The 19,455-nt window shown below is 63.7% G+C and carries 20 protein-coding genes (1 of these 20 only partly in view); 15 read left to right on the top strand and 5 right to left on the bottom strand.

Annotated elements, in window-relative coordinates; translation table 11 throughout:
- Positions 1 to 13: 13 nt before the first annotated feature.
- Positions 14 to 541 carry a peptidoglycan-associated lipoprotein Pal gene (gene pal / locus RQX22_RS18330; RefSeq protein ID WP_315728502.1) on the top strand — a complete coding sequence of 176 codons (528 nt, stop codon included), beginning with the start codon at positions 14 to 16 and terminating at the stop codon, positions 539 to 541.
- 33 nt (positions 542 to 574) lie between these two features.
- On the opposite strand, the gene RQX22_RS18325 is transcribed toward pal, so the two are convergent.
- Entirely contained in the window at positions 575 to 1,504 is a 930-nt protein-coding gene (locus RQX22_RS18325; RefSeq protein ID WP_315728500.1) for an isoaspartyl peptidase/L-asparaginase family protein, read from the bottom strand.
- 146 nt (positions 1,505 to 1,650) lie between these two features.
- Here RQX22_RS18325 and RQX22_RS18320 point away from each other — a divergent pair, with 146 nt between their 5' ends.
- From RQX22_RS18320 to RQX22_RS18300, 5 genes are all read left to right on the top strand, one after another.
- A complete protein-coding gene (locus RQX22_RS18320; protein ID WP_315728498.1) occupies positions 1,651 to 2,565 on the top strand; it encodes an SPFH domain-containing protein in 915 nt (304 codons plus the stop codon).
- A 27-nt stretch (positions 2,566 to 2,592) separates the two neighbouring features.
- Positions 2,593 to 2,802 (top strand): type II toxin-antitoxin system antitoxin, encoded by a 210-nt coding sequence (locus tag RQX22_RS18315; protein WP_315728496.1) that lies wholly within the window; start codon positions 2,593 to 2,595, stop codon positions 2,800 to 2,802.
- Between the two features lie 108 nt (positions 2,803 to 2,910).
- Entirely contained in the window at positions 2,911 to 4,038 is a 1,128-nt protein-coding gene (gene ispG, locus RQX22_RS18310) for a flavodoxin-dependent (E)-4-hydroxy-3-methylbut-2-enyl-diphosphate synthase (RefSeq protein ID WP_315728494.1), read from the top strand.
- Entirely contained in the window at positions 4,035 to 4,931 is an 897-nt protein-coding gene (locus RQX22_RS18305; RefSeq protein ID WP_315728492.1) for a DMT family transporter, read from the top strand. Before ispG ends, RQX22_RS18305 begins: the two co-directional genes overlap by 4 nt.
- A complete protein-coding gene (locus RQX22_RS18300) occupies positions 4,931 to 5,245 on the top strand; it encodes a DMT family transporter (protein ID WP_315728491.1) in 315 nt (104 codons plus the stop codon). Before RQX22_RS18305 ends, RQX22_RS18300 begins: the two co-directional genes overlap by 1 nt.
- A gap of 9 nt (positions 5,246 to 5,254) precedes the next feature.
- Here the strand turns inward: RQX22_RS18300 and RQX22_RS18295 are convergent, their stop codons facing one another.
- Positions 5,255 to 7,153: a M61 family metallopeptidase gene (locus RQX22_RS18295; protein ID WP_410001665.1), complete on the bottom strand. Its 1,899-nt coding sequence runs from the start codon at positions 7,151 to 7,153 to the stop codon at positions 5,255 to 5,257.
- Between the two features lie 124 nt (positions 7,154 to 7,277).
- Here RQX22_RS18295 and hisS point away from each other — a divergent pair, with 124 nt between their 5' ends.
- The 8 genes from hisS to RQX22_RS18255 all read left to right on the top strand — a co-directional run bounded on the left by hisS (position 7,278) and on the right by RQX22_RS18255 (position 17,169).
- Positions 7,278 to 8,522, top strand: a complete 1,245-nt coding sequence (gene hisS, locus RQX22_RS18290; protein ID WP_315728487.1) for a histidine--tRNA ligase — start codon at positions 7,278 to 7,280, stop codon at positions 8,520 to 8,522.
- Entirely contained in the window at positions 8,519 to 9,601 is a 1,083-nt protein-coding gene (gene prfA / locus RQX22_RS18285) for a peptide chain release factor 1 (RefSeq protein ID WP_315728485.1), read from the top strand. Before hisS ends, prfA begins: the two co-directional genes overlap by 4 nt.
- The gene (prmC, locus tag RQX22_RS18280; protein WP_315728483.1) at positions 9,588 to 10,406 is read left to right on the top strand and encodes a peptide chain release factor N(5)-glutamine methyltransferase; all 819 of its coding nucleotides are present in this window, start codon (positions 9,588 to 9,590) and stop codon (positions 10,404 to 10,406) included. Before prfA ends, prmC begins: the two co-directional genes overlap by 14 nt.
- A 262-nt stretch (positions 10,407 to 10,668) precedes the next feature.
- Entirely contained in the window at positions 10,669 to 11,391 is a 723-nt protein-coding gene (locus tag RQX22_RS18275; RefSeq protein ID WP_315728481.1) for a DUF4167 domain-containing protein, read from the top strand.
- Between the two features lie 183 nt (positions 11,392 to 11,574).
- Positions 11,575 to 12,615 (top strand): substrate-binding domain-containing protein, encoded by a 1,041-nt coding sequence (locus RQX22_RS18270; protein WP_315728480.1) that lies wholly within the window; start codon positions 11,575 to 11,577, stop codon positions 12,613 to 12,615.
- Between the two features lie 97 nt (positions 12,616 to 12,712).
- Complete coding sequence (locus RQX22_RS18265; protein WP_315728478.1) at positions 12,713 to 14,068, top strand: porin; 1,356 nt, start codon at positions 12,713 to 12,715, stop codon at positions 14,066 to 14,068.
- 85 nt (positions 14,069 to 14,153) lie between these two features.
- On the top strand, positions 14,154 to 15,632 hold the full coding sequence (locus RQX22_RS18260) for a DUF4139 domain-containing protein (RefSeq protein ID WP_315728477.1): 1,479 nt from the start codon (positions 14,154 to 14,156) through the stop codon (positions 15,630 to 15,632).
- A gap of 4 nt (positions 15,633 to 15,636) precedes the next feature.
- On the top strand, positions 15,637 to 17,169 hold the full coding sequence (locus RQX22_RS18255; protein ID WP_315728476.1) for a DUF4139 domain-containing protein: 1,533 nt from the start codon (positions 15,637 to 15,639) through the stop codon (positions 17,167 to 17,169).
- A 6-nt stretch (positions 17,170 to 17,175) separates the two neighbouring features.
- Here RQX22_RS18255 and RQX22_RS18250 read toward each other — a convergent pair whose 3' ends face one another.
- Both RQX22_RS18250 and RQX22_RS18245 read right to left on the bottom strand, forming a co-directional pair.
- Positions 17,176 to 17,553: an acyl-CoA thioesterase gene (locus RQX22_RS18250; RefSeq protein WP_315728474.1), complete on the bottom strand. Its 378-nt coding sequence runs from the start codon at positions 17,551 to 17,553 to the stop codon at positions 17,176 to 17,178.
- A complete protein-coding gene (locus tag RQX22_RS18245; protein ID WP_315728472.1) occupies positions 17,550 to 17,756 on the bottom strand; it encodes a hypothetical protein in 207 nt (68 codons plus the stop codon). Before RQX22_RS18245 ends, RQX22_RS18250 begins: the two co-directional genes overlap by 4 nt.
- Positions 17,757 to 17,906: 150 nt before the next feature.
- Here RQX22_RS18245 and RQX22_RS18240 point away from each other — a divergent pair, with 150 nt between their 5' ends.
- On the top strand, positions 17,907 to 18,335 hold the full coding sequence (locus RQX22_RS18240) for a CBS domain-containing protein (protein WP_315728469.1): 429 nt from the start codon (positions 17,907 to 17,909) through the stop codon (positions 18,333 to 18,335).
- A 110-nt stretch (positions 18,336 to 18,445) separates the two neighbouring features.
- On the opposite strand, the gene RQX22_RS18235 is transcribed toward RQX22_RS18240, so the two are convergent.
- Positions 18,446 to 19,455, bottom strand: the 3' portion of a protein-coding gene (locus RQX22_RS18235) for a lipopolysaccharide biosynthesis protein (protein WP_315728467.1). 484 nt of this gene lie beyond the right edge of the window; 1,010 of the gene's 1,494 nt are visible here — the last part of the coding sequence; its start codon lies beyond the right edge, outside the window; its stop codon occupies positions 18,446 to 18,448.

Genomic DNA, 19,455 nt, shown 5'->3' with positions numbered 1-19,455 from the left:
GAAGGAGAGTAAGATGAACAAGATCGGCCTGAAGGTAGGCGTGCTTGCGATTGCCCTGGCATTCACTGCCGGCTGCGGGAAGAAAGCGCCCAAGGACATACCGCCGCCGCCAATGGGCACGGAGGGCGAAGCCGGCCAGGACCAGGCGGGCGACACGGGCGTCGGCACGGAGATTCTGCCCGGATCGCGCGCCGACTTCCTGCGTTCCGTGCCTTCCGATCGCATCCTGTTCGAAACCGACAGCTATTCGGTGGATGATCAGGATCGGGTCATCCTCGACGCTCAGGCTGCCTGGTTGCAGCGCAACCCCAATGTTCGCGTTACCATCGAAGGCCATGCCGACGAACGCGGCACGCGTGAGTATAATCTCGCGCTCGGCGACAGGCGGGCCAATGCGGCCAAGAATTACCTCCAGAATCGTGGCATCGCCGCATCGCGGATGACGGTGATCAGCTGGGGCAAGGAACGGCCGGAAGCCCTTGGTTCCGACGAGACCGCCTGGGCGCAGAATCGGCGCTCGGTGACCGTGCTGCCGCAATGAAGGACGGGACGAGGCTCCGCGCACGGAGCCTCGTCATTCGTCGCCGTAAATGGCGATCTGCCGGCCCTCTGCCGAAGCCATGCCGCGATACATGCCGGCTGAATTGAAGGAATAGGTCGCTTCGCCCTGCGGGGTGACGACGATGACTCCGCCAGTCCCGCCGATTTCGCCCACTTCCGCGATCACCTTGTCGGCGGCGGTCTGCGCGTCTTCCCCGAGCATCCGCATGCGCGCGCAGATTTCATGGGCGACGCCGACGCGTATGAAATGCTCGCCGCTCCCTGTGGCCGAGATGGCGGCAGCGCGATCGTCGGCATAGGTGCCGCCGCCGATCACAGGGGAATCCCCGATTCGCGCCCAGCGCTTGCCGGTGATGCCGCCTGTCGAAGTGGCGGCCGCGACATGTCCCTGCACATCCACGGCGACCGCGCCGATCGTCCCATATTTGAGGGTCGCGTCAAAGCCGTCGCTGGCGCGCACTTCTTCGAGCTGTTGCCGTCGCTCCGCCGTCGCGAACCATTCGGGGGGCGCCTGCTCAAGGCCCTGCTCGCGTGAAAACTGATCGGCGCCCTCGCGGCCGAGAAAAACATGGGGACCGCGCTCCATCACCGCGCGGGCGAGGCTCACCGGATTACGGGTCGATGTGACGCCCGCTACGGCCCCGGCGGCGCGCGTGCGTCCGTCCATGATGGCTGCATCCAGCTCGATCCTGCCCTCATGGGTGAAGACGGAGCCCCGTCCGGCATTGAAATTGGGATCGTCCTCCAGCACCTTGGCCGCCGCTTCCACGGCGTCGAGGGCTGTGCCGCCGCCGGCGAGGACGGACGATCCTTCCTGGAGCGCGCGGTCCAACGCCGCCCTTATCTGCCGATCTTGGTCGCGGTCTAGCCGCTCGCGCTGGATCACGCCGGCGCCGCCGTGAATGACGAGCTTCCAGGTCTGCGATTGCGCGACGGACGCCATGTCGGGAATCTCCGGTTCGGTGGCACGATTTGGCGCCCCTATCGGGGTGCCGGATCGCTGGCAAGCTGGCCTTCCTCCGGGACGTCCGCAATTTCGCTTGCAGAATCTTCCGATATAAATATGATATCATTATTATGGAGGTGGATATGGCGAATGAAGTTCAGAACCTTTCCGGTTCAAAGGCGCTGTCCTTGTCGCAGGAGAGCATTGCGCGCACCATTAGCGGCTATGGCATGCTGCTTGTCCTGCTGGTGACCCTGGCGATCATGGCGGCCGGCTTGCTGCTTCTGATGGAAAGGGATTTCGCATCCGGGCCGGCGCTGACCGCTGCAGGGGCGCTGACGATGCTGTTCGTCGCCTCGGGCTTCTATTTTCTTCAGCCGAACCAGGCGGCGGCGATTCTTCTGTTCGGCGACTATAGGGGAACCGATCGCATCACCGGCCTGCGCTGGCGTTGGCCGTGGCTGACCCGCACGAAGATTTCGACCCGCGTCCACAATGTCACTTCCGAGCGGCTCAAGGTGAACGACCTGCGCGGGAATCCGATCGAAATCGCCTGCAATGTCGTATGGCGGGTCACCGACACCGCTCAGGCGCTCTTCGACGTCGACGATTATACCAAGTTCCTGTTCGTCCAGATCGAAAGCGCGCTGCGGACGATTGGCGCCAAATATCCGTATGACGATATCGAGCATCAGGAGACGACACTCCGGAGCCATGCCGATGTCGTCAATCTGGAACTGAACGAAGAATTGCAGGAGCGTGTTTCGGTGGCGGGTATCAGCATCGACGAATGCCGCCTCACCCACCTCGCTTATGCGTCGGAGGTCGCCCAGTCCATGCTTCGCCGCCAGCAGGCCGAGGCGGTGATCGCGGCACGCCAGAAAATCGTGATCGGCGCCGTCAGCATGGTGGAAAGCGCGTTGCAGCTTCTGTCGGAAAAGAATGTGGTCGAGCTCGACGACGAGCGGCGCGCGGCGATGGTTTCGAACCTGATGGTTGTCCTCTGCTCCGAAAGCGACACTCAGCCCATCGTCAATGCCGGGACCCTCTATCAGTGACGCCATGAACATCGATCAGTAAAGACCGTGCCCCTCCCACCAAAGAAAAAGGCCTTTCCGCTACGCCTCGAGCCCGCCCTGTGGGACGCGCTCGAGCGTGCGGCATCGGCCGATCTTCGCAGCGTCAATGCCGAGATCGAATGCCTGCTGCGCGAGGCGCTTCAGCGGCGGGGCGTCAGGGTGGCCCCGCCCGTGCCGCGGAAGCGCGGGCGGCCCGTGAAGGAGGGCAAGGCATGACGGCGCGCCTCGCACCGGCAGGGCGACCCGAAACGGTGCAGGGTAGGGGTTCAGGCGGGCACGCGGATCGGCTATAGGCCCGTCCGAACGACCAAGGTCCGCATATCCATGTCCATCCGCCCGTGGCGCGATATCATTCGCCGCAAATCCCGCCAGATCATGGTCGGCAATGTGCCGGTAGGGGGTGACGCGCCCATCACCGTTCAGACCATGACGAATACGCTGACTGCGGACGCGAACGCCACTATCGAACAGATCCGGCGCTGCGAGGAAGCAGGGGCCGATATTGTCCGGGTATCCTGTCCCGACGTGGAATCGACGGCGGCGTTGGGGAAGATCGTTCGTGCGGCGCGGGTGCCGATCGTCGCCGACATTCATTTCCACTACAAACGGGCGCTCGAAGCGGCCGATGCCGGTGCGGCCTGCCTGCGCATCAACCCGGGGAATATCGGCTCGGACGAGAGGGTCGGCGAGGTCGTCCGCGCCGCCAGGGCCAATGGCTGTGCGATCCGGATCGGGGTCAATGCCGGCAGCCTGGAGCGCGACTTGCTCGAAAAATATGGCGAGCCCTGTCCGGAGGCTCTGGTCGAAAGCGCGCTCGACCATATCAAGCTGCTCGAGGACAAGGACTTTCGCAACTATAAGGTGGCCGTGAAGGCCTCGGACATCTTTCTTGCCGTTGCCGCCTACCAGCAGCTTGCCGAGGCCGTCGATTGCCCCCTTCATCTCGGCATAACGGAAGCAGGCGGCCTGATCGGCGGTACCGTCAAATCCTCGATCGGCATCGGCTCGCTCCTCTGGTTCGGAATCGGCGACACGATCCGCGTATCGCTTTCGGCTGAACCCGAAGAAGAGGTCCGCGTCGGCTATGAGATCCTGAAGACGCTCGGGATCCGCAACCGTGGCGTCCGCGTGGTTTCCTGCCCGTCCTGCGCCCGCCAGGGCTTTGACGTAATCCGGACGGTCCAGACGCTGGAGGACAGGCTGGCGCATATCCGCACGCCGCTTTCGCTTTCCGTGCTGGGTTGCGTCGTGAACGGCCCCGGCGAGGCGCGCGAAACCGACATCGGCATCACGGGCGGGGGCCAGGGAAAGCATATGGTCTATCTGTCCGGCGTGACCGATCACCATGTCCAGGATGCCGACATGGTGGACCATATCGTCAGGCTCGTGGAGGCGAAGGCCGCGGAAATCGAGGCGGCTCAGATCGACGCGGTTCCCGACGCGGCGGAATGAAGGGGCATAGCCCGGCGATCGCCTTCGCCGTCGCCACGTTGGGCATCGCTCTGTTTTCCGGCATGGACGCCTTCATGAAGGGGCTGGCGCTGTCCATCGGCACCTACAATGCGCTGCTGTGGCGCACCCTCGCGGGTGGGGTCCTCGGTGCCGCCATATTCTACGGGACAGGCAGGAAGTTCCCCGCGCGGTCGGTCCTCCACCTTCACGTGCGGCGCGGCATATTGTCGGCCATCATGGGCTTCCTTTTCTTCTGGGGGCTGGCGCGGGTACCGCTTGCCCAGGGGATCGCATTGTCCTTCGTTGCGCCGATCATCGCCCTCTATCTCGCTGCCCTGCTTCTCAAGGAACGGATCACTCACAGGGCGGTCCTGGCCTCACTGCTCGGCTTTTCGGGCGTGGTCGTGATCCTGGCCGGCCAGGCCCGTGCCGATCTCGGTCAGGAGGCATTCCTGGGCGCGATCGCCATTCTCGCATCGGCCTTCCTCTACGCCTATAACATCATCCTGATGCGGCAGCAGGCTTTGGTCGCCGGCCCGATCGAGGTCGCCTTCTTCATGAGCCTGGTCACGACAGGCTGCTTCCTGGTTGCCGCGCCGTTTCTCGCCGAACTCCCGCCGCCGGGAGAGTTGCCCGCCATCTTCGCCGCCGCCTTGCTCGCTTTTTGTTCGCTGATGCTGCTGACCTGGGCCTATGCTCGCGCCGAGGCCCAGCATCTCGCGCCGGTCGAATATACCGCCTTCATCTGGGCGGCCTTGTACGGCCTTCTTTTCTTCGACGAAGCGGTAAGGCCGCTGACCTTGGTCGGAGCAGCCATGATCGTCGCTGCCTGCCTGGCGGCCGTACGCGGCCGTCCGCCGACAGGCGACATCGAAACCGGAGTGCATCCCTGATGGCGTGGTTCCTGCTCTTCCTCGGCGGCCTGTTCGAGATCGGATTCACGACCTCGATCCGATTCGTCGAAGGCTTCCGCAACATTCCCTGGACCTTGGCTTTCCTCGTCTCCGTCACGCTCAGCATGGGTCTGCTGGAGGTCGCCGCCCGATCGATTCCGATGGGGACGGCCTATGCGGTCTGGACCGGGATCGGCGCGATCGGCACGGTCCTGGTGGGCATATTCTGGTTCGGGGAGCCGGCTGCCATGGTCCGGATCATGCTCCTTTTCGGCATTGTCGCCTGTATTGCCGGGCTCAAGCTTACGGCCTGATCGCCGCTTTCAAAGCGGCGCGAGCAGGGCATCAAGGGTCGAAGGCCCGGATCCGACGCGTTCCAGCACCGGATAACGAAGACCGTCATAATAATCGAGATCGATGGTCCGATAACGGTCCCCCTTCTTGACGAGCATTTCGATCGGCGTCCTGCCGCCTTTGGCTGCCGTGATCGCGGCCTTGAAATCGTTGTCGGAATATTCCTGGCCGTTGATCGCGACGATCTGGGTCCCGCCCGTCACGCCCTGATTGAACAAAGGCGAATCCCAGGCGACTCCGGTGACGATGCCGCCTTTTCCGATCGTCGCCCCGATCGTGTAGGTGAGGTCAAGCATCTCGCGATCCTTCTCGCGGCCGGCGAAATAAGGCGTCGGCGTGTCGCGATAGACGAGTCGGTACCCGCCCCTTCCGATCCAGCCGAGCGGCGCCTCGCCCACCTTTTCGACACGTTGGGTCAGGTAGGAGTTCCAATCATAGGGCGCGATCTCGCCGAGCGTTCGGACGACATCTTCGAACGTATAAGGGAAGATGCCCTGGTCGTTGGGCCTCACCCCGAAAAAGGCCCGGGCGAAATGGTCGAGCGAGCGCCGGCCATTGGTCAGCGACCGGATACGGCTGTCGACGTCGAGCCAGATCAGCATGCCTTCGCTGTAATAATCCTCCGATCGCTGCCAGCTGCCAAAGGCCTGCGGCCGTCGCGCATTGACGATCGGATCGTTGGTGGTGTCGATCAGCGGGCGCCAGCTCCGCCCCGGCTGGATGTCATAATAGGCGGCTGTGCGAGCAAGCTCCGCCTTGACGTCCTCGACCGGCATCATTCCCGAGCGGGCCGACAATATATAACCCCAGAATTGGGTCTGGCCCTCATAGACCCAGAGCAGGCTGTTGCGCATCGGCGTGCGGTAATCGGGCGTGAAGAGATCGGCGCCGCGCCGATATTTGCCGTTCCAGCTGTGGTTCATCTCGTGCGCGAGCAAATCGCGTCCCGCCGAATATTTCGCCCAGTCGGTGAAATAGCCGCGCGGATGGCTGTTCTCGGAGGAGCGCAGATGTTCGAGGCCGATCCCGCCAAGCTCGTCCGTCAGCGCGACCAGGAATTCATATTCGTCATAATGTTTGGCGCCATAGAGCTTCCCGAACTGCTCGACGAGTTCGCGATGGGCGGCGATCTGTTCGGGAGTCGCCTCGAGATCCTGGGGCCGGTCGGCGAAGATATTGAGCGCGACGTCGGCTGCCAGCGGCTCGCGTCGATAGTGGAGCCCTGCGAACATCGGTGAATCCACCAAGGCCTCATAGCTCACCTGCCTGAAGGTGATGCGGTTGCCGTTCTTGCTGGCCACGTCGAGCGACGTTGCGCCCCGCCATCCCGAAGGCAGGGTGACGGACGGGGAGACCATGATGTTCCGGGTGAAATAGCCGGCCGGATAAAGCGACATTTTCTCCCATTGCAGGTTCAGCATGACGGGGGTCATGATCACCCGTCCCTGATCCGACTTGGTCGGCGAAAGATGCTGGAACTCGACCTCGATTTCCCGCGCGCCGCTCGGCACGTCGATATGGAAGGCATAGACGTCGACGGGGTCCCGCCGCCACGCCACCGCCTTGCCGGCGGCCTTCACCTTGAGGCCGGCGATCGAGGCGATCGGCCCGCGCGGCGCGTGATTGCCGGGAAGCCATTTGGGATAGAGCAGGGTCATCGGTCCCGCCTTGCCGACCGGGATCACCTGCCGTACGCGAAAGATGCCCCGCGCCGTGTCGGTGGCGTCGACCTCGATCCGCATCGTGCCCTGGAAGGCGATGTCCCGGGCGGCCGGAACGGGATCGGTCATGCCAAGCGGCTGCGGCCGCGTCGGCTGGGTCTGCGCCAAGGCGGCGGGCGCGAGGATCAAGGCGAGGCTGGCGGACAGGATGATACGCAGATCAAGCTCCGGATAATGTGGACTTGCTCGACCCTAGCGGATGCCCGGCCGCTTCTGAACGGCTTTCCGTCGGCAGTTCCCAGCGCGCGCAAAGATGCTAAAGCGCGCCGCCATGAGCAAGAGCCTGCAACGGATAAGGGGAACCCAGGACATATGGGGCGAACCCGCCGATCGTTTCCAGACGGTCGTCGAGGCATTCGATCGCGTGCGGCGCCTTTACGCTTTCCAGCGGATCGAGCTGCCGGTGTTCGAGGCAACCAGTATATTTGCCCGCTCGATCGGGGAGACGAGCGACATCGTCTCCAAGGAAATGTACAGTTTCGAGGATCGCGGCGGCGACGGGATCACGTTGCGGCCCGAATTCACAGCCGGGATCGCCCGGGCCTATCTCTCGGAGGGATGGCAGCAGCTGGCGCCGCTCAAGATCGCCACCCACGGCCCGGTCTTTCGTTACGAGCGCCCGCAAAAGGGGCGTTATCGGCAATTCCATCAATTGGACGCGGAAATCATCGGCACGGATTCGCCGTCCGCCGATGTCGAGCTTCTCGTCCTCGCCGATCAGCTGCTGCGCATGCTCGGCATCGATCATGGCGTGACGTTGGAAATCAACACGCTGGGCGACGACGTCTCGCGGGCGGGTTGGCGGGACGCCGTTTCCGCTTATTTTGCCGCCCATAGCGAAAGCCTCAGCGCCGACAGCAAGCTCCGGCTGGACAAGAATGTCCTCCGCATCCTCGATTCCAAGGACGAAGGCGATCGGGCGCTCGTCCGGGATGCGCCCCACGTCGACGCCTATTTGTCGGCGGAGGCGCGGTCATTCTACGAAAAGGTGAAGGCGGGGCTTCGCGCCGCCGGCATCGCCTTCGTCGAAAATCCGCGGCTTGTGCGCGGGCTCGATTATTACAGCCACACCGCCTTCGAATTCGTCACCGACCGGCTTGGCGCCCAAGGTGCGGTGATCGCCGGCGGACGCTATGACGGCCTCATCCCGACACTCGGCGGTCCGGCCACGCCGGCGGTCGGCTGGGCGGCCGGAATCGAGCGCCTTGGCATGCTGATCGACGCGCCCGCGCCGCCGCGTATCGATGTGGCTCTGGTGCCCTTGGGGGAGAAGGCGGAAACAGAGGCTTTGGCGATCGCGGCCACGCTCCGCCGCGCCGGCATTGCCTGCGACATGGCTTATCGCGGCAACATGAAGAAAAGGATGCAGAAGGCGAGCGCCAGCGGTGCACGGTTCGCCATCATCCTCGGCGACGAGGAACTGGCCCGTGGCCAGGCCGCCTTGAAGGATCTGGCGAGCGGCAGCCAGAGCGACATCGCAATAGCCGATCTCGTGGACGCGGTCAGGGGCTCATGAGCTCTATTTCCGGGCAGCGTATCGCCGCCATCGAGGCGCGCCGCGACGAGTTGCAGAACGCCATGTCGGCGCCGAACCTTCCGCCCGATCAGTTCGTCCAGCTTTCAAAGGATTATGCCGAGATCGAGCCCGTCGCCGCCGCAGCGCGGGAAGTGCGCCGGTTGCGGGCCGAGATCGTCGTCCTCGATGAAATGCTATCCGATCCAAGTCCCGATATCAGGGAGATGGCAGCGGAGGAAATGGCCGACCTGCAGGCCAGGCTTCCCGAGGCGGAGCGGGCGCTCGCGCTGCGGCTGCTGCCGCGCGACGCCGCCGACGATCGGGCGGCGATGCTGGAGATCCGCGCCGGCACGGGCGGCGACGAGGCCGCCTTGTTTGCCGGCGACCTGCTCCGCATGTACCAGCGTTATGCCGAAGAACAGGGTTGGCGTCTCGAGATCATCTCGGCGAGCCCCTCCGATGTCGGCGGCTTCAAGGAAGTGGTCGCGTCGGTCGCCGGCAAGGGCGTTTTCGCGAAGCTGAAGTTCGAAAGCGGCGTGCACCGCGTCCAGCGTGTTCCCGCGACCGAAAGCAGCGGCCGCATCCACACGTCCGCCGCCACCGTCGCCGTGCTTCCCGAGGCGGAGGATGTCGATGTCCAGATCGACGACAGGGATCTCCGGATCGACGTTTATCGGTCCTCCGGCCCTGGCGGCCAGTCGGTCAACACGACCGACAGCGCTGTTCGCATCACCCACCTTCCCACCGGGCTGGTCGTCATCCAGCAGGACGAGAAATCCCAGCACAAGAACAAGGCCAAGGCGCTCAAGGTGTTGCGCACCCGCCTGTATGAACTTGAGCGCTCCCGGCTCGCCGACGAACGGGCAGGCGCCCGCAAGTCGATGGTGGGATCGGGGGACCGATCCGAACGGATCCGCACCTATAATTTCCCTCAGGGGCGCGTGACCGACCATCGCATCAACCTCACTCTCCATAGGCTGGACGAGATCCTGGCGGGATCCGGGCTCGACGAACTGGTTTCGGCGCTGATCGCCGAGGATGAGGCGGAGCGGCTTGCGACTCTCGATGAGATCGCGTGACGCCCTGGCAGCCGCCAGGAAAAGCCTGGCGGCGATAAGCGACACGCCGGGCCTGGATGCCGAATTGCTGATGGCGAAGGCCTTCGGGATCGAGCGCGAGACCTTGCTTCTGACATGCCTGGAGGAACCGGCACCGGATGCATTCGAGGACCTGCTGGGCCGGCGCGCCCGCGGGGAGCCGATCGCCTATATTCTTGGCCGGCGCGCCTTTTGGACGATCGAATTGGAGGTGGGGCCGGGTGTCCTGATACCCCGCCCCGACAGCGAAGCGCTGATCGAAGCGGCACTGGCGCAGTTCGGTGAAGCGGGGCCTCGCTCGATCCTCGATTTGGGCACCGGAACGGGCGCCTTGTTGCTGGCCTCGCTCGATCAATGGCGGGAAGCGCGCGGGATCGGAATCGACAGGTCGGAGCGGGCGCTTGCCGTTGCCCACGCCAATGCGGAGAGGCTGGGCCTTTCCGCGCGCGCCGATTTTCGGCTTGGTGACTGGAGCGAAGGGATCACCGAGCAGTTCGATCTGATCCTCTGCAACCCCCCTTATATCGCAGCAGGCGCCCCGCTTCCGGTCGACGTGGCGGAGTGGGAGCCGCCCATGGCGCTATTCTCCGGTCCGGACGGGCTGGACGACTATCGGCGCCTGGCGCCGCTCATCGGTCCGCGCCTTGACGCGCAGGGCCTGGCCTGCGTGGAGATCGGGGCCGGGCAATATGACGAGGTGGCTTCGCTCTTCGCGCATGAAGGGCTGAGGACGGCCGCCCGGCGGGACCTGGCGGGCCGGCGCCGTGCGCTGCTGTTAAGCCATTAATGCAGATAATCATCTTTCCGCTTGGATTTTAAAGGTGGCATAGCTACATAGGCCGCAGGGACGGGGCCAATCACAGCAATGATTGCGTGAGGTTGTCCGTCGCCGACCCCCGATTGCTCAGACGTCTTTGGACGATCCTGGCCTGAGGTGGCGGGAGCCATGATGTGGCCACCTGCCAAAGCGGTCGCGCACAGATTTACGGCCGGGAGGGGCCCGGCCGTCATAGTGGCAATATTGGGACCACGAAGACGAGGACCAGCGTTTGATCAACAATCGTCAGAACGGCCGCAGGCGCGGCCGCGGCGGCGGACCCCGCTCGCCGAACCAGTCGCCTAACCCCGGGAACAATCGTCAGGAAAACCGCTCGCGCGGCAATGCGAGCCAGCTTCTTGAGAAATATAAATCCCTGGCTCGGGACGCGCAGCTTCAGGGCGACCGCGTCCAGGCCGAATATTATCTGCAGTTCGCGGATCATTATTTTCGGGTCCTGAACGAAAGCCGCGCCCGCTTCGAGGAGCAGAGGCGCCAGCGCGACGATTATTCGCCCGATGAGGACGAGGACCAGGACGAGACCACCGCCGCAGGCGGAGACGATCGCGAGGAACGCGACGACCGCGAAGACCGCGACGATCGCGGCCGCCGGGATTTCCGGGAGGAACGCGTCGCCGAGCCGCAGGTCCAGCGCGGCCGGGGGCGTGGCGAAGTCCGCGCCGCTCGTCAGAGCGAGCCGCAGGCGGAGCGAAACCCTGCGTCGGACGGGCCTGCATCGGACGGGAATGACTCTCGCGAGGAGCGCAATGGCGAGCCGTTGCGTCCCCGTCGTTCGCGTCGCCGCGAGCCTGAGGAGGATCGCGGCGAGGAGCGTATCTCGCTGGAGGTGCTGCCGCCCGCGATCAGCGTCGACAGCGATGCGCCGGCCAAGGCGCCGCGGCGCCGCACCCGCCGTCCCCGCGACGGCGACGAGGAGATCGCACCGGCGGCGTGATCTCCGGATTCTCCGGCAGAATATAAGGCGGCCATCGCTTCGATGGCCGCCTTTTTCTTTGCGCAAATGGCAATGATCGACTGTCACGGAACTGACATATCATTGTCCCTGACGAGTCACGGCCAGCCCCTAATGCCCCGCCTGACACCGCAGCAAGGACGCTGCTGATCAAGGGGAAAATCGATGAAATTCAGGACGGCCATCGCGGCCATTGCACTTGTCGCCACTTCTACGGCACTGCCCATGCAGGCTCATGCCCGGACGCAGGTCCGGGCCGTCGGATCGTCGACGGTCTATCCGTTCGCCAAAGCCGTCGCCGAGCGCATGGCGCGCGCCAACCCGGGCACGCCCACGCCGATCATCGAATCGACCGGTACCGGCGGTGGCATGAAGCTGTTCTGCGGCGGCATCGGCGAGCGGTTCCCCGATATCGCCAATGCTTCCCGCCGCATCAAATCTTCGGAACTGAAGAGCTGCAGTGCCACTGGCGTCAAACAAATCACGGAAATCCAGGTCGGCATCGACGGTATCGCCTTTGCGACCGCCAAGGCGACGGGTCTGTCCAATCTGACGGTTCGCGACGTTTATGCGGCGATCGCCAAAATGCCCTTCGGCAAGCCCAACAAGGCCAAGACCTGGAAGGACGTCAACGCGCAGCTCCCGGCGATTCCGATCCGCGTCTACGGTCCCCCGCCCACCAGCGGCACCCGCGACGCCCTGGTCGAACTGCTGATGACCCCTGGGTGCGAGACGAACGCCGGCATGAAGGCGCTCAAATCCAGCAACGCCGACAAGCACAAGGCGATCTGCATCGGCGTGCGCGAAGATGGCGCCTTCGTCGAAGCAGGCGAGAATGACAATCTGATCGTGCAGAAGATCGCGGGGACCCCGGGCACCGTCGGGATTTTCGGTTATTCGTATCTCGAGGAAAATGGCGACAAGCTGAAGGGCCTGTCGCTCAACGGCGTCACGCCTTCCTATGACAATATCGCGCAGTTTAAATATCCCGGCGCCCGTCCGCTCTACATCTACGTCAAGAATGCGCACGCCAAGGCGATCCCGTCGATCCGCTCTTTCGTCGCGGAGTTCACCAAGGAAAGCACCTGGGGCCGCAACGGCTATCTTGCCCGGCTTGGCCTGATCGCCGCGCCTGACGCCGTGCGCCAACGCAATGCGCAGGCGGCGCGTACGTTCGCGCCGCTGAACTTCGCAGCGGTAAAGTAGAACGCGTCATCAAAGTGTCACGGGCGCGTCATCAAAGGATCACGCGCCCGTCATACTCCGCAGGGGGCGGAGTATCTCACCTATTGGGGAAAAAATCATGAAGAATAATGTGTTATCGCTGATTCTCTTGGCAGGCAGCTCGATGATTGCGATCTCGCCGGCATGGGGGCAAACCTCAGAGGCAGAGGATGTTCCCGTCCAAGAGGAAGCGGTCACGCCGGAACAGGTCGCCGCCAGGACGGCCTTTCTGGAAGCGCAGGTGGAAGCGCTGCAGGAGCAGCTGGAATCCATCAAGAAACAGATATCTTCTTCCAAGCCCAGCTGGAAGGGCGCGCCGCAATTTGTCGACAAGGAAAGCGGTTGGTCGTTCAAGCCGCGCGGACGCCTGCAATATGATGCGGGCTTCGTGAGCCGCCCGGACGGCATAACCGATCGCGGCCTGGGCTTTTCGAATGAGGTCCGCCGCGCTCGTCTCGGCGTGGAAGGCAACATCCCCGGCGGTCTGGGCTATAAGTTCGAAATCGATTTCGCCGGCAATTCGGTCGACATCACGGACGCCTATCTGTCCTATGATTTCATGCCCAGCACGAGTCTCATCATCGGCCAGCACAATAATTTCCAGTCGCTGGAGGAACTGACCAGCTCGCGCTTCAGCTCGTTCATCGAACGGGCGGCCTTCACCGACGCATTCAATTTCGAACGCCGGGTCGGCGTCTCGGCGACCTATGCGCACGGTCCGGTCATTGCGAGTGCAGGCGTCTTCACCGACTCGATCGGCGATCTCAACGATGACGACAACAATTCGCTCGGGTTCGACGGACGGCTGGTCTTTGCACCCAAGCTCGGTGAAACCCAGCTCCATTTCGGCGGATCGGCGCACTATCGGAAGAACCGCGACCTGGTCGATATCGGAACCACCACGCGCTATCGGCAGCGGCCGCTCGTCCACTCGAGCGACACCCGCTTCCTGGCCACGCCGGCTCTCGCGGTGGAAAAGGAGACCAATTACGGTCTCGAAGCCGCGGCCATCCATGGTCCGTTCCACGCCGTGGGCGAAGTGCATTGGTTGAAGGCCGATCGGGTGGATCCGGCGCCGACACCGACCTTCTTCGGCGGCTATGCCGAGGTGGGCTACTACATTACGGGCGAGACACGCGGCTATAAAGGCGGCACCTTTGATCGGACCAAGGTGCTGAAGTCGGTCAAGGATGGCGGCATGGGCGCTCTCCAGGTCAATCTGCGGTACGATTATCTCGACCTCATCGATGCCGGCGTGGTCGGCGGCAAACAGCAGGGATACCAGATTTCCCTGATCTGGATTCCGCAGGATTATGTTCGCTTCATGCTGAACTATGGCCGGCTGGATTATAAGAGTGCGGCGATCCCGGCTGCCGGTGGCGACCGCAATTATGGCGTCGATGTGATCGGTGCCCGGGCCCAGATCGACTTCTAGAAAAATCTCGCCCATCTTCGCCGATTGACAGCGAAGGTTATAAAATAACATGCTCCCGGCGGGAAACCGTCGGGAGCATTTTTTCATGCGTCGTATCTTGCTGCTCTCCACCCTGCTGGCTGCGCCCGTTCTCGCCCAATCCGGCCAGGGAAATGTCTCCATTACCATCTACAATAACGATCTGGCGCTGGTGCAGGACACGCGCCAGCTCGATGTCCCGGTCCGGCGTTCGAAACAGGAATTCCCGGATGTCTCGGGCATGATCCGTCCGGAGACGGTGACCCTGACCGGCGACGGCATCGGCATCGTCGAGCAGAATTTCGACTATGACCTGCTTTCGCCCCAGGCCTTGATGCAAAAGGCGGTGGGAGAAATGATCACCCTCGTCCGCACCAATCCGGCGACGGGCCAGGAGATGCGCGAGCGGGCGACCGTCCTGGCCGTCAATGGTGGCGTCGTCCTGCGCATCGGCGAGCGCATCGAGGTGCTCCGCGATGATGGACTGCCGGTTCGCGTGATCTTCGACAAGGTGCCCGAAAACCTGCGCGCCCGGCCAACCTTGTCGGTGACCATGGAAAGCGCGCGGAGCGGCACCAGGCCCGTGACCTTGAGCTATCTGACCCCGGGCATCGGCTGGAAAGCCGACTACGTCACGATGTTCGACGAGCGGGCCGGCAAGATCGACGTCCAGGGCTGGATCACGCTCAGCAACAATACGGGTACGACCTATGCCAATGCCGACACTTTGCTCGTCGCCGGCCAGGTCCGGCAGGATCAGGGCTACGACCCGCGCCGCTCCTATCGCCCTCCGCCTCCGCCTCCGTCGTCAATCCGCAATCCCGGGACGGAAACGGCAGGTCGCGAAAGGCTCGGCGATTTCTATCTCTATCCGCTCGCCGAACGGACGACGATCGCCAACCAGCAGACAAAACAGGTAAGCTTCCTCGACGTCGTCGGTGCGCCCGGACGCAAGGCTTATGAATATCGCAACGGCTGGCTGGATGCGGCGGAAGAGGCGCGGAGCGCGGACACGGTCCTCAAATTCTCGACCTCGCGCGAGCAGGGTCTGGGGGATGCGCTGCCCGCAGGCATTGTCCGGGTCTATATGCGCGATGCGCGCGGCAACGCCCAGTTCATCGGCGAAAGCGCCATCGGCCATACGCCGATGGGATCGGAGCTGGGCCTCAAGACCGGAGAAGCGTTCGACGTGAAGGTGAAGCCGGTCGTCGAGAAGCGCGAGCGGATCGATTATGAGGAATGGAAGACGACCGAGCGCTTCCGAATCAAGCGCTCCGATGGCGCCGCCATGACAGGCGAAAGCGATTCGCTGCGAACGACCACCTTCTGGCGGACGAGCATGCGCTACACGCTGACCAATGCCCGGCCCGAATCGGTGACGGTCGACCTGACCCAGGCCGGTCTCGACAATTATTGGGGCGATACACGCATTATCAGCGAAAGCCTCAAGAGCGAGCGGCGCTCCGCCGACCAGGCGGTCTGGCGAGTCACCGTGCCCGCCAACGGCACGACCGTGGTCACAGCCGTCTTCGATACGCGCTACTGAGATCATGCGGCGCGCGCTGCTGCCCCTGCTGATGCTGCTGCCATCCGGGGCGGCCGGACAGGTGGTCACCACCTCTTCGGGTCCGGACGCGGTTTCGGTCACCATTTATCGCGATCCGAATCGCGACGGCAGCCAGAAGATGCAGCTTAGCTGGCTGAACGGCTACGCATTGATCAGCGAGACGCGGCGCGTCGACATTCCGGCCGGGGATGGCGACATCAGGTTCGAAGGCGTCGCCGGCGGGATCCTGCCGGAAAGCGCGATTGTCACGGGCCTTCCCGACGGCGTGATCGAGAAGAATCAGGATGCCTATCTGCTCTCGCCGGCCAGCCTGCTCGATCGTTCGATTGGCCGGCGCGTTCATCTGCGGCGCACGTCGCGCGCGACCGGAGAAGTACGTGAGCATGAGGCCGTGATTCGTTCCGGAGCGGCCGGGGCCGTCATTCTTCAGACCGAGCAGGGGTTAGAAGCGCTTCGTTGCACCGGAATCCCCGAGACGATTGTCTACGACAAGATTCCTGAAGGCCTGTCGGCCAAGCCGACCTTGTCGGTCAGGACTCGCAGTGTCGCCGCTGCTACCGCGACCATCACCCTCTCCTATCTCGCGACCGGCTTCGATTGGCAGGCAAATTATGTCGGCAATCTGTCCCCCTCAGGCGACCGGCTCGACCTGTTCGCCTGGGTGACCCTTGCCAGCGGCGACGAGACCAGCTTCGTCGACGCCAGCGCCCAGACAGTCGCCGGCCGTCCCAATCGGGAGGACGGCGGCCGGCGAATCATGCCGCAAGCCAGCCCGTTGAGCCTGCAATGCTGGCCGGCCGGCAAGACGAGCGACATCCCGCTTGTCCAGACTCATGACGGCGCCGGACCCCCTCCTCCGGCGCCTCCGCCGATGGCGTCGCCGATGATGGCCGAGGAAATCGTCGTCACCGGCATGTCCCGTTCGGCGATGAAGGTCACACAGGAAGGACTTGGCGATCTCAAACTCTATCGCGTGCCCGAGCCGGTGACCGTCGCTTCGAACAGCCAGAAGCAGGTCGCGATGATCGATCGCGAAAAGGTGAAGGTCGAAAGCGTCTATCGCGCCGAAATCCATGGCGGTGCCGAAGAGCGGCTGGTCCAGATCAGGATGATCCTAAGGACGCGAAACCGAACGTCGGAGGGGCTGGGCCTTCCGCTGCCGACCGGGGGCGTTGCCATTTTCGTCGAAGGCAGGGCGCGGCCGATCCTGCTCGGCGAAGGCGCGATCGAGGACAAGGCGGTGGGCGAGGATGTCGAAATCGAACTCGGCGATGCATCGGGCGTGCTCGCCCACGTCGTGAAGACGGAGGAAAGGAAACAGGGAAGCTCGTTCCTGTTGACCGCGTCCAACGATCAGGATCGTCCCGTCCGATTCGAAGCCGACTTCGGGAAGGATATCGTCGCGGCCGGCAAAGCATTGGGGAGACGGAACGGCCGGCCCTTATGGGCCGTCACCATCCCGGCCAATGGCCGGGTTGCGCTTCGTTACCGGACGGACCCGACTCGTGATCGGTAATCGGGTTCAGAGCGGCGGCAGCGCCCTCGGCCGATGCTGTTCGTCGAGCGCCACGAAGGTGAAGAGGCCACCCGTGACCTTCACTTCCTCGGTGCCGCGATCGCGACTGGCAATCACCTCGATCCGGATTCCCATCGACGTGCGGCCTGTCCGCTCGATCTCGGCGTAGATGGAAATGACGTCGTGAAGGAGGACCGGGGCGATGAACTGCATCGTCTCGATCGCAACCGTCGCCACCGCTCCGTCGGCCCGCCGCGCGGCGACGATGCCGGCGGCGATATCCATCTGGCTCAGCACCCAGCCGCCGAAAATATGGCCGTTGGCATTGATGTCGCCTGGACGCGGAACGACCCGCAGGATCGGTTCGCGCTGTTCGTCGCTCATTGTCCGTCTCGCTTGCCGGATGCGGCATCGTCATGGCCGCTGCTGTTGCTGAGAAAGACCAGGCCCATCAGCCCGGTTCCCAGCAAAACGGACAGGCCGACGCCAGCGATGGTGGCGACGATCATATGGAGCGGCATCGGTTGTCCCGTGCTCTTGAGATAGAGGAGGGCGAGCAGCACCGCGACCGCGGCAGCTGCAACCATCCACCTCATCATCCTTTTATACCTTGCCCATGCATGCGCCGCGCGCTGCAGATGGGGAGGGACGGGTTCGTCGGCCATGCTTCCCTTTGGAGCGAGGGCGTGGGATCATCAAGACGAGTCGGCGCGAAAAGGAAAAAAGGAGGCCGGATCATGACCGTGAAGACGATCTTGCAGGGCAAGGGCCATGAGGTTGTCAGCATTCCCGTGGGCACGAAGATGCGCGAAGCGGTGGCGCTGCTCGCCGATAAGCGAATCGGGGCGGTGCCCGTCACAGACGGCGCTTCGGTGGCGGGTATCCTGTCCGAAAGGGATGTCATCTATTGCCTGGCAAGCGACGGAGCGGCCCTGCTCGACTGGAATGTCGAGCGAATCATGACCGCTCCCGCGATCACGGTGACCCCCGATGTCCCCGTACTCTCCGCGCTTTCGCAGATGAGCCGGCGCCGGATTCGCCACTTGCCGGTGGTGGAGGAGGGGCGGCTGGTCGGCATCGTCTCGATCGGCGATCTCGTTGCCTATCGGATCAGGCGCATCGAGGAAGAAGCCGAAGCGATGCGAATCTATATCCAGAGCGTCTAGAAGTGCGCTTTCGGGGGGCATTCGGCCTGACGTGACGGCGGGCGCGGGCATTGCCCACCTTACCGACTTGGGCTTGTCCCGGTGGGACACGATGATGCGGCCGCCTGGATTCAAAGCGTCCTGGGCTTGAGCGCTGCCGGTTGGCGGAGCACGAGCGCAACGACTTCCGCGACCAGTTGGCGGGCGAAGATGAAGAGCAGGCCCCCATAGAAAACGGTCCCGGCGAGAACCAGCAAGGCGAGTCGCGGCTGCGGCGCCATGGCCGGCAGCATATGATCGAGCGCGGTGACCGCGATCGCCATCGCTGCCGATGCAGCTAGCCCGGGAGCAAGCGCCCGGACCAGGTCCGTGATCGACGTGCCGATTGCCGGCAAGGCCATCCTGAAGGTGGCCGCCGTCAGGATCGGAAATCCCACCAGCCATGCGACCGCCATTCCGAACGGGCCGTGGCCGACGCCGATCAGGAAACAGACGGGAAGGACCAGCGCCCCGATCATTCCGGTGCGTACGGAAATGTCTTCGCGGCCGATCGCATTGGTGGCGGGCGCGACCATGATCTGCACCGTCATGAACGGCATCGCCCACGCAAGTATCGCGACCAGTGGGATGGTCCCCTCCCATTTCGGACCCAGCATGGTGAGCACCAGCGGCTCGGCAGTCACCGCCAGTCCGAAATAGAAAGGCAAAGCGATCAGCATGATCAGCCGGACCGCCTTCAGGAAGGCGAAGGAAACGGCGTCCGGTTTGTCCTGGATTCGCGAATAAGCGGCGAAGGCGACTTCATTGAGCGGCGGGACGAACTTGGCGGCCAGGATCTGGGTCAGGAACAAGGCGGTGGTGTAGAGTCCCAGGCTGTGCGTATCGAACTGGCGGCCGGCAATGAACACCGCCGACTGGCTCTGGATGAACCAGAAGAATTGCACCAGCAGCATCGCATTGCCGTATCGGAACAGATGTCCGGCGCCGGCGAATCGGAAGCTTGGCAATATGAGCAGGCGGGCGGCGATGGCCATGCCGATGGCCTGCGTCCAGAACAGCACGATCGGCGCCGCCACCAATGTCCACACCCCCCATCCCAGGGCCGCGCCCGCGAGCGCCGTCGCTGCGCTCAGGAGGGCGG

The sequence above is a fragment of the Sphingosinicella rhizophila genome, from assembly GCF_032378825.1.
In the GTDB taxonomy this organism is placed as follows: Bacteria; Pseudomonadota; Alphaproteobacteria; order Sphingomonadales; family Sphingomonadaceae; genus Allosphingosinicella; species Allosphingosinicella rhizophila.
This window is presented reverse-complemented; position numbering and strand designations above follow the sequence as displayed.